Source organism: uncultured Megasphaera sp., assembly GCF_958350005.1.
Classification (GTDB): Bacteria; Bacillota; Negativicutes; order Veillonellales; family Megasphaeraceae; genus Megasphaera.
In genome coordinates this window covers 1-9,545 of sequence record NZ_CATWFF010000078.1, presented here as the reverse complement: position 1 = coordinate 9,545, position 9,545 = coordinate 1, and the positions used below count along the sequence as shown (strand labels likewise).

Annotated in this window: 7 protein-coding genes and 1 riboswitch; of the genes, 5 read left to right on the top strand and 2 right to left on the bottom strand. The window is 48.0% G+C overall.

Annotated elements, in window-relative coordinates; all coding sequences use genetic code 11:
• Window positions 1–44 precede the first annotated feature (44 nt).
• Genes Q3886_RS05965 through Q3886_RS05950 form a run of 4 tightly spaced genes read left to right on the top strand, consistent with a single transcriptional unit; the run spans window position 45 to window position 4,253 of the window.
• Complete coding sequence (locus Q3886_RS05965; RefSeq protein ID WP_301860286.1) at window positions 45–1,403, top strand: acyclic terpene utilization AtuA family protein; 1,359 nt, start codon at window positions 45–47, stop codon at window positions 1,401–1,403.
• A gap of 4 nt (window positions 1,404–1,407) precedes the next feature.
• On the top strand, window positions 1,408–1,728 hold the full coding sequence (locus Q3886_RS05960) for a hypothetical protein (RefSeq protein WP_301860285.1): 321 nt from the start codon (window positions 1,408–1,410) through the stop codon (window positions 1,726–1,728).
• Between the two features lie 13 nt (window positions 1,729–1,741).
• Window positions 1,742–2,917, top strand: a complete 1,176-nt coding sequence (locus Q3886_RS05955) for a CaiB/BaiF CoA-transferase family protein (RefSeq protein ID WP_301860283.1) — start codon at window positions 1,742–1,744, stop codon at window positions 2,915–2,917.
• Between the two features lie 40 nt (window positions 2,918–2,957).
• The gene (locus tag Q3886_RS05950; RefSeq protein WP_301860281.1) at window positions 2,958–4,253 is read left to right on the top strand and encodes a CitMHS family transporter; all 1,296 of its coding nucleotides are present in this window, start codon (window positions 2,958–2,960) and stop codon (window positions 4,251–4,253) included.
• Between the two features lie 119 nt (window positions 4,254–4,372).
• Here Q3886_RS05950 and Q3886_RS05945 read toward each other — a convergent pair whose 3' ends face one another.
• Window positions 4,373–4,528, bottom strand: coding sequence for a hypothetical protein (locus tag Q3886_RS05945; RefSeq protein WP_301860279.1), 156 nt, complete (start codon window positions 4,526–4,528; stop codon window positions 4,373–4,375).
• Between the two features lie 201 nt (window positions 4,529–4,729).
• Complete coding sequence (locus tag Q3886_RS05940) at window positions 4,730–7,747, bottom strand: autotransporter domain-containing protein (RefSeq protein WP_301860278.1); 3,018 nt, start codon at window positions 7,745–7,747, stop codon at window positions 4,730–4,732.
• Window positions 7,748–7,910: 163 nt separating this feature from the next.
• Window positions 7,911–8,091: riboswitch (cobalamin riboswitch) on the top strand.
• A gap of 199 nt (window positions 8,092–8,290) precedes the next feature.
• Here Q3886_RS05940 and Q3886_RS05935 point away from each other — a divergent pair.
• Window positions 8,291–9,292, top strand: a complete 1,002-nt coding sequence (locus Q3886_RS05935) for a sirohydrochlorin cobaltochelatase (protein WP_301860276.1) — start codon at window positions 8,291–8,293, stop codon at window positions 9,290–9,292.
• The last annotated feature ends 253 nt before the right edge of the window (window positions 9,293–9,545 follow it).

Below are 9,545 nucleotides of genomic sequence, written 5' to 3'. Positions count from 1 at the left end.
CAGAAATACTGTTCAGTGTAAACACGAAGAAAGAAGGGTTGTGTATGAAGACAGTTCGAATTGGCGGCGGCCAGGGTTTCTGGGGAGACCTGATCGACGCACCGATTATCATGGCCAAGCAGGATAAGGTAGACTATATTTGCTGTGATTATCTGGCAGAATTAACCTTATCCATTATGCGGCGGCAGCAGGAAAAACGTCCTGATGCCGGCTATGCCCGCGATTTTATTACCTCGCTGAAAGGGATGCTTCCGTATCTGGCTGAAAAGGGCACCAAGGTTATTACAAATGCCGGCGGAATGAACGTCAGAGCCTGCGTGGAAAAAGTAAAGGAAGTAGTCCGAGATGGCGGATATGATCTCAAAATTGGCTACGTTCTCGGTGATGACGTACGGGAGAGGATTCCGCAGCTGCGTCAGAAAGGCGTGACCATGCAGCATATGGATACGGGAGAAGATATTGACCGTATTCTGCCGCAAATGGTCAATGCCAATGTATACTATGGAGTAGAACCGATTTTGCAGTGCCTGAAAGACGGTGCCGATATTATCATTCTCGGCCGTTCTACAGATACGGCCATGTTTGAAGCGCCGCTCATGTATGAATTCGGCTGGGACCTGAATGACTGGGATGCCAAAGCAACAGGTATTCTGGCCGGTCATCTGTGCGAATGCGGTGCACAGGCTACTGGCGGCAATTACGACTATGATTGGGAACATGTACCCCGTCCGGAACTTCTCGGCTATCCCATCGTAGAAGTAAGCGAAAAAGGAAGTCTCATTATCACCAAAACCAGAAATACAGGCGGTCTCGTTACACCGCAGTCTGTCAAAGAACAGGTTATGTACGAAATTCATGATCCATCTCAGTATATTACGCCTGACGTTGTTGCTGACTTCAGCAAAATTACAGTAGAAGAAATTGAACGGGATCATGTTGCTGTTCGCGGTGTTACTGGCAAACCTGCACCGGACACGCTGAAACTCTGTGTCGGCTATCTGGAAGGATACCGCAATATTGCCTATTTGCCGTACAGCTGGCCGCGGGCACTGGATAAAGCCAGGATGGCAGCGTCTATTTTGGATAAGCGAATGGCCATGAAAGGGCTGCAGGCTATCCGGACACATGTCAGCTACCTGGGCGTCAACGCACTGCATGGTCCGCTGGCTCCGGAACTGAATGCTGATTTGAATGAAGTTGTGCTGCGCTACGCAATTATGACGGAAACGAAGGAAGAAGGACTGAAGCTGACTCCGGAAATTGCTGCTGTCAGCAATCTGAACGGACCGGCGCAGGGATGCTTCTTTGGCGGCCGAACCCGGCCCAGTGAAGTATTTGCCCTGTGGCCGACACTGATTCCCCGCGAAGCTATTACGATTACGTCTTATGTAGAGGAGGTCTGAAACGATGAGAGTTCAGTTGAAAGATATTGCCCACGGACGGTGCGGCGATAAAAGCGATACATCCAATATCTGCCTGTATGCCCGGAATCCCAAGTATTATGATGCCATGGCCAAGCAGGTTACGGCAGACGCCGTTCGCCGCCACTTTGAAGGACTTGTATTCGGCGACGTTGTACGGTACGATCTGCCGCAGCTAGACGGATTTAACTTTGTCATGCATCATGCCCTCGACGGCGGCGCTACCCGTTCGCTGCGCCTGGATACGCTGGGAAAATGCATGGAAGCAGCCCTGCTGCGGATGTATATTGACGTAGATGACGAATAAGGAGGGATGGCGTGTGACTAAACCATTACAGGGCATTCGCGTTCTGGATTTAACACGTGTCCTTTCTGGGCCGTATTGCACTATGCTCCTAGCCGATATGGGGGCGGAAGTCATAAAAATAGAAACTCCCGTCCATGGCGACGACAGTCGTGCGTATCCTCCTTTTGATAACGGGATTTCCGCATATTATGCCAATTTAAACAGAAATAAGAAAAGCATGGTTCTGAACTTGCGTGATGAAAAAGGGAAAGAAGTTTTACGGCAATTGATTAAAATTTCCGACGTATTTGTGGAAAACTTCAAGCCAGGAACGATTGCCAAGATGGGCTTTTCCTATGAAGAAGTAAAAAAATTAAATCCACAGATTATCTTTGCTTCTATCTCCGGGTTTGGACAGACTGGCCCGTATCGGCTTCTTCCGGGATATGATGTTATTGCTCAGGCTATGAGCGGTATGATGAGTGTTACCGGATGGCCAGATTCCCCGCCGACTCGGACCGGTACGGCTATTGGAGACGTATTGGGCGGACTGAATTGCTGCATTGGTATTTTAGCAGCTCTTCAGGGCCGGCATAGCCAGCATCATGGCGAGTATGTAGACGTAGGGCTGGTAGACTGCTCCGTCAGTGCAATGGAAACCATTACGGAAATTTATCTCGTAGAACACCGTATTCCTAAACGGGCAGGTAATCGATATGAATTTATTTATCCCTATGATTCATTCGAAACCATGGATAAGTGGGTTGTCATTGGCGTAGGAAACGATGCTATTTGGGAGCGGTTTTGCAAGGCGACGGGCCATCTGGACTGGCTTGAAAATGCGCGCTTTGCATTAAATAAAGACCGGGCTTCTCATAAGGATGAACTGCATGAGATGGTAACAAGCTGGACGAAACAGCATACGGCAAAAGACGTGATAGAACTGCTACGGGCAGCCAGTGTTCCCTGCGCACCTATTCATGATGTTGCCGATGTCGTTACAGATGAACATATTGCCAAAGCGCGGGAAATGATTTGTGAAATCGATCATCCTGTAGAAGGAAAAATGCATATTACAGGTAATCCTATTAAGATGACTGAGGCTGGCCGGTATACGTATGCCAAAGCTCCGACGCTGGGAAAAGATACGGAATCCATACTGACGGAGCTGCTGGGAATGAGTGCTGAAGAAGCAACCCATATGGTGTAACCGCCCTTCGGGTAGTAGTGAGTAGAAAGGAGGTTTTTCTATGCTGGCCATTGCTGGTTTTGCTACTATTATTGTTCTGCTGGCCGTCATTATGACAAAAAAATTGTCTACCATGTGTACGCTCATCGCTATTCCGGCAATCACTTGTATTGTCATTGGCGACGGAGGCTCCATGAGCAAGTATATGCTTGACGGAATTAAAATAGTAGCGCCTACAGGGGCAATGTTTATTTTTGCCGTTCTGTTTTTTACTATTATGGGCGATACAGGCGTATTCGAACGGATTGTTCAGGCCATTTTAAGCGTCGTTGGTACCGATCCGGTTAAGATATGTATAGGTACATTGTTTATTACGATGATTACTCATCTAGATGGGTCAGGAGCATCTACGTTTTTAATTACTGTACCGGCGATGTTACCTATTTTTGAAAAACTGCACATGGATAAGCGTGTGTTGGCTACGACAGTAGCTTTGGGAGCTGGCGTTATGAATATTGTTCCCTGGGGCGGGCCAACTATTCGGGCAGCAGCAGCTTTGGAAATTCCGGTGACCGAATTATTTTCACCTATGGTGATTCCACAAATTGTAGGGATAATTTGTTGTATAGCTGTAGTTGCTGGTTTAGGGTTGAAGGAAAAAAGAAAGTTAGGAGATATGAGCTGTAAACTAGAATTAATGTCAGATGCATTGACTAATAAAACAAATGATCTGCAAAGGCCTAAATTATTTTGGTTCAATTTAATCCTGATTATAGCAACTATTGGTGCGTTAGTTGCATCTATTTTGCCGCCAGTGGGCTGTTTTGCTATTGCTCTGGTTATTATGCTGGCAGTTAATTATCCAGATGTACAGATGCAGGGAAAATTAATTGATAAACATGCTAAAGCAGCGCTTATGATGGCCAGCGTATTGTTTGCAGCAGGAATTTTTGCAGGAATCATGAAAGGTACAGGCATGCTGAATGCCATGGCCGTCGGTCTGGCCTCGGCAATGCCGGAAACGATGGCGTCCCACTTTGCCGTTATTGTTGGGGTTATTTCTATGCCGGCAAGTTTGCTGTTTGATCCGGATAGTTTCTATTTTGCTGTCCTGCCTGTACTGGCAACAGCGGCTTCCGATGTAGGATTAGCAGGCGTTGATTTGGGAAGAGCAGCAATTTGCGGACAAATGACACTGGGATTTCCCGTTTCTCCGCTAACCCCTGCTACGTTTTTATTAGTAGGGCTGGCAGGCGTTGATTTCGGTGAACATCAAAAACATACCTTTCTATGGGCTTGGCTGGTATCGCTGGTCATACTAGCAGCAGCTGTCGTCATAGGAATAATCCCATTGTAACTTCATCGACAGAAACTTGGTATACGCACCATTGTGAAAATAAGCACATAGTGACAGGTATAACAGCATACATAATAAAGCAGGAAACTCGATTCTTTTGAATACGATACCCTGCTTTATTATTTTTGTTTATCCGTTTGTAATTCCCTCATCATATCCGATACGCTGTTAAAAGGGCCATGGATGGCTTCGTCTTTTTCGGCTTTGTCTATAGCCTGGTACGTAGTCTGGTTCGGTTCATCCAGTTTCACCTCGAAAGGCAGTTCATTTGCCATGGTATATTCCTCCTTTTTCTTCATTTTATCACGATTATAGTGTGTATTGTACATACATTCGTGATAAAATGTTATCTACTGCCATGTGTAATTTCCAGCACACTAAAACGAGCCCTGTACGGTCGTGAAGGTTGTACAGGGCTCTTTGTGTTTATTTGTATGAAGTTGAGTTAGATGATCTTGCTTGATGTATCTATTGTCTTAGAACTTCAGGCTGGCAGAGACGCCCCAGGCTTTGGAGTCGGTGTTGCTGCCTTTCTGGTAGCCGTAGTGTACGCCGAAGGCCAGGTCGTCGTTGGCTGCCGTGAAGGAGAGACGGCCGAGGAAGGAGTTTTCCGCAATGTCGACGCCGAACAGGTCGGAGCCGGCGCCGAAGCTGACTGTTTCGTCCATGGTCTTGTTGCCGAAGGCAAACTGGTAGCCCAGTTCGACAGACGGCGTGTAGGTCCAGCCGCTGCTGGATTTTGATTCATGGCGATAGGCGACGCCGACGGGGAGGTTCCAGATACCGGCGTTGTCCGAGTTGTGGGCAAAGCCGAGGCTGTCCGTGTAGTCGTCGACGGCAAGGCGCGTATAGCGCAGGCCTGCATACGGTGTCCAGGTACCGGAAGCGCTTTCAATAGCTTTTTCAGCGCGGACACCGGCATAAACGGCATCTGCGTCGGTGGAGGCCGTAATCTTCGTGCCCGTGTTGTACTGGGTCAGGTCGTTGGAGCTCTTGGTGTAGCCCAGTTCGGCTTTGTAGGTCAGGCCTTTGGAGCCGTTCCATACGCCGTAGAGGGAACCGCCGTAGTAGTCAGCGTCATTCTGCGTAGATACGAGGCCGCCGTTGGTGGAAACGTCGCCGTCAGCATAGGCCAGAGCCAGGCCGTAGCGGGTCGTGTCGCTATTGCTGAAATCAACGCCAATGACAGCACCGTTGTAGGTGAGGTCGTAGTCCGCAGAGAGGTTGCCGACTTTCAGGCCGTCAACAGTGCGTTTGTCGTGAATATATGAAGCCCAGACGTTGCCATCAGCCGCGTCATGCGTATTGACCGAGCGGGACAATGTATCGGAGAAGCTGGCCAAACCATAGCCAACACCGGCAAGACCAGTCAGGCCGGCAGAGGAGTTCAGGGCCTTGGTGATATTGGCGTTATCGGCAGTGGTATCGCCAGTCCGGAAGGTCGTCTGCACAGCATCAATGAAATCATAAGCTGGGCCATCTGCAGAGAGATAGGCAGCCTGCATAGCATTGGCGGCAAAGAGGCCGGTATAGACTTCACCAAAATTCTTGTTTTCGTAAAGACCTGTAGTCTTATTCAGTTCTTGGAGCTGATTTTTGCCGAAGACACGACCATTCCAACCTAATTCACCCGTTACGTTGCCGTTAGCATCTGTTTTTACAATAGCACTATTGATGTTGTATTTGGTCGTATTATCTATTTTAGCATTATCTACATACAGGCCGGCATTACTTTCTACCGTAATTTTACCACCATCTGCTGCTGTAGCGACGGTCTGGATATTGTTATTGGCATCTGCCGTTGTATACGTAGCCGAGCCATTGGCGAAAATTAATTTGCCGTTATTCGTTACGGAAATGGGAGCGGAAGGAGCTTCTTTAGCAGCAAAGGTTGCGGTGCCGGGTTTGGTGGAGATAGAGGCAGAAGATACGTCTACTTTTGTGCCATTGCCGATGGTTAGGATACTGCCGTTAACAGTTATTTGTGATTCATCCTTCATGGTCAGGGCAACATTAGTGAGATTGAGTGTGCTTTGTTTACTTTCATCAGAATATCCATTATCCAGGCCTATCTGCGAATCACCGTTCATTAATATAGTACTGCCAGTTACATTCATTGTACTGCCAGCCAGTTCGATGTCACTACTGCTAAGCTGTATCGTACTGTTCTGTACATTCACTGTACTTTCGTCCGATGCTTGCATATATGCATTGTCAAGCTTTAACGTACTGTCATACATATTCATTGTACTGTGATTCAGGTCTACATAGCTGAATACCTGTGGATTGTCTGTACCAGGAAGAGGCTGGCCTTCTTCAGGCCAAACATCATGGCCCTTAACGTCTACAGTAGTCTTATTCAGGTTTATCGTACTGCCTTCCCTCAATGCGATATAAGACGTATCATCAGCAGATGAATTTGCTATATTCAATTTGGCATTGTTGAAGGTTACAGTACTTCCCTTGCCGGAGCTATCTGCTTCATTTTCTTTTCCCCACAGCTTCATATTTGCGCCATTGTCCAGGGAGATGGTGCCACCATTTACGGTCATATCACTTTTCAAGAGCTCTACAAAGGAATTATAGTCCAGGGACAGGTTGGTATTCGAAATATTTACGGTACTGTTGGCGGCTTCGATGACGGCACTATTATCAAGCGTTACTTTGTCTCCTTTGTGCGTCCATGTACTGTTCTCCAAGTCGATCGTATTTGTCGTTTCGTCGTATGGCACATTAGGGCCTGCGCCGGTTAGCGTGACAGCACCGTTCGTGTTGAGCTGGCTGTCAGACACATGCATCCAGCTGTCGCCCATAACGGATGTTGCTTCGTTTACGGTCAAGGTTGAATTGCCGATACCCAGATGACTTTTGCCTTCTGCAGTCAGCGTATTCGTCGTAGCCTGTTGTACGTTATGTAAGTTTATCGTAGCGCCCCGTTCTTGGTCTCCATACGTGTGCTTGAGTTCCCCATCAATATATACGTTATTGCTGGCTTTTATGTTTGTTACATTGACAGAACCGCCGGTAATGTCGATTACCGTCTGTGGGGCATTAGAGCCCTGCGAGTTTTCTTCATTTTTTATACTGCCATAGCCCTGAGCGACAAGATTAGTACCGGTAATAGTAGTATTATTAAATACTGCTTTTCCAGCACCTTGACCTTCAACAGCTGAAACCCAAATGCCGGAATTTACGTTTGCACCGGATACGTCAATGGAACCGCCTTGAACGGTGAATGCATCCTGCGGAACTTCTACAGAGCCGCCAGTCATATTTAACTGTGCTTGGTTGTCGACAGCCAGTTCAGGGCCTTTGAACGTTGTGTTATTGGCTGTTGCATTGATACCGTTACCGGTTATGTGGATGTCTTCTGTTACAGTAGCATTTTCCCAGTTTTGGCTGGAATTTCCGCCCTCCGCATACGAACTAATGCCCCCCCCAGAGAGACAAAGGAATGTGGCAGCTAAGAGGGCTGCTGTTTTTTTAGAGTACATGATATAATCTCCTCCTTGCTTATACATGAAATCGTAAAAAACATGATGTTTGTGTTACATTGTTATCATATCATACCCCCATTTTGTTGTCTATGGTAACCTGATACTGCCTGTCATTAGCTGTCCATTGACAGATGTCCTGTACCCATGCTATAGTGAGATTAAGTACATATTGAGGTCAGGTGTTGCAGACTTAATAGAGAAGACCGGTGCAAAACCGGCGCGGTCCCGCCGCTGTAAGGAGGAGCAACGTCGCATGTATGTCACTGTGCGTTTTCGCATGGGAAGGCGCGGCGAAGCGAGGAGTCCAAGCCAGAAGAACTGCCTGACTGAAAATCACCGACAGACCTGCGAGCGATGGGGATGGAGATTGACACATATGCTGTAATGCTGCACGGGATTCGTGCAGCTTTTTTGTTGTATGCCTGCTGCTGGCAACGGCGGGCATACACTGTCCTGCTGCAATCGTGACGTCCGCTGTGATGCCAATATGGTACGTCTTTATTATATGTTTATATGTGTAGTTTTAAAGGAGTGGTATGGATGGTACGCAACAAGGTAAGAACAGCGATTATTTTGTCTCTAACGGCCATGACGTTTGGTGTCATGGGGGCCCTTCCGGCCTCAGCAGGATACACACTGAATAAGGAGGTAAGAGATGTGACCCCAGCTCTTAAAGAAGCAACGGAAATTGGCGTCAAAACCTATGAAAATCCGGCTATGAAAGATGCGCCCAATAAGGATGCTATTCTGGTTTTGAGTTTTGGTACGACTTTTAAAGAAAGCCGGGCGAAGACCATTGATAAAACTGTAGCTGCCATTCAGGTTGCTCATCCGGACCAGAAAGTAGTCGTTGCCTTTACGTCTCATATCATTGTAGACCGCATTAAGGCCAACGAAGGGCTGACTATCCCAACGCCGGAACAGGCGCTGGAACAGCTGAAGAACGATGGATATACGCGCATTGCCATTGCCAATCTGAACGTTATTCCCGGCATTGAATATGATTATGATAGAGCCTTGTTTAATGCATATAAACAGGATTTTAAAAAGGTGACCTTAGGGACGCCGATGCTGTACTGGATGGGTCAGGAAGGACAGCGTGACGATATTGCCCAGTTCGTACAGGCTCTGTCAACGCAGTTCCCAAAACTGGGCCAGGATGACGCCGTTCTGGTCATGGCTCACGGCACGCCTCACCCGGCGAATGCCTACTATTCGGTTCTGCAGAACCGCCTCGATGCGGCTAAGCTGGGCAATGTCTTCGTATACTCTGTAGAAGGATGGCCTCATCTGGACACGGTTATTCCCCTGCTCAAGGCCAAAGGCGTCAAGCATGTGACACTCATGCCTATGATGATGGTTGCCGGCGACCATGCCAATAACGACATGGCTGGCGCTGAAGCAGATTCGCATAAGAGTATTCTGGAAAAAGAAGGCTTTACGGTTACGCCGTATATTCACGGCTTAGGGGAAAATGCGGCAGTCCGCCAGATGTTTGTCGAACGGGCTGATGAAGCGTGGAATGCGTTGGAAGCAGAATAGTCCGACCATAGTCTTCTAACATATTCTTGGGGGCCGGAAGGCGACAGCCCTTTGACCGTCCGCCCGGGACAATCCCTGTGTATGCGCCCTGCTGAAACGGTACCCATTGCGCGTAAGCGAATGCATAAGCCCTTACGCGGAACGGTCAGAAGGGCCATCGCCTCCCGACCTGGGGTACGCGCCACTTGGAACATACGGCATCACAGGGAGTCCATAGGCCGTCTGGCCGGCCTGCAGGCAGACAAGAAGCTGA

Bases quoted from the DNA above. Each gene is read 5' to 3' on its own strand.
- Q3886_RS05960 (WP_301860285.1), top strand. From the start codon at position 1,408: ATGAGAGTTCAGTTGAAAGATATTGCCCACGGACGGTGCGGCGATAAA.
- Q3886_RS05965 (WP_301860286.1), top strand. From the start codon at position 45: ATGAAGACAGTTCGAATTGGCGGCGGCCAGGGTTTCTGGGGAGACCTG.
- Q3886_RS05935 (WP_301860276.1), top strand. From the start codon at position 8,291: ATGGTACGCAACAAGGTAAGAACAGCGATTATTTTGTCTCTAACGGCC.
- Q3886_RS05940 (WP_301860278.1), bottom strand. From the start codon at position 7,747: ATGTACTCTAAAAAAACAGCAGCCCTCTTAGCTGCCACATTCCTTTGT.
- Q3886_RS05945 (WP_301860279.1), bottom strand. From the start codon at position 4,528: ATGGCAAATGAACTGCCTTTCGAGGTGAAACTGGATGAACCGAACCAG.
- Q3886_RS05950 (WP_301860281.1), top strand. From the start codon at position 2,958: ATGCTGGCCATTGCTGGTTTTGCTACTATTATTGTTCTGCTGGCCGTC.